Genomic DNA, 382 nt, shown 5'->3' with positions numbered 1-382 from the left:
CATCGTTCAGTTTTGAGAGCTCGTCTCTCAGTCTCGCAAGAGACACTCGCACCTTGAAAACTGAAGACATCAACAAGACATCAAACTTTTAATTAACCATGTCATTAGACGTGTGTTCTTAGAATACCAACGCTAGATCAAGGTATGAAGGGCGTACGGTGGATGCCTTGGCACTAGGAGCCGATGAAGGACGCGACGAACAGCGATATGCTTCGGGGAGCAGTAAGTATGCTTTGATCCGAAGATTTCCGAATGGGGGAACCCACCATCCGTAATGGGATGGGACATGTTACATGAATACATAGTGTAGCGTGAGGCAGACCCGGGGAACTGAAACATCTAAGTACCCGGAGGAAGAGAAAGCAAATGCGATTCCCTGAGT

Annotated in this window: 1 rRNA gene (only partly in view); it reads left to right on the top strand. The window is 47.6% G+C overall.

The features are described from left to right. Positions 1 to 135: 135 nt before the first annotated feature. Positions 136 to 382, top strand: a 23S ribosomal RNA gene (locus ASE91_RS18525) (its annotated part continues 289 nt past the right edge of the window); the annotation flags it as partial.

Source organism: Sphingomonas sp. Leaf62, from assembly GCF_001421915.1.
Taxonomy (GTDB): Bacteria; Pseudomonadota; Alphaproteobacteria; order Sphingomonadales; family Sphingomonadaceae; genus Sphingomonas.
The sequence above is the reverse complement of the archived record's forward strand: the minus strand, read 5'-3'. Positions and strand labels throughout refer to the sequence as shown.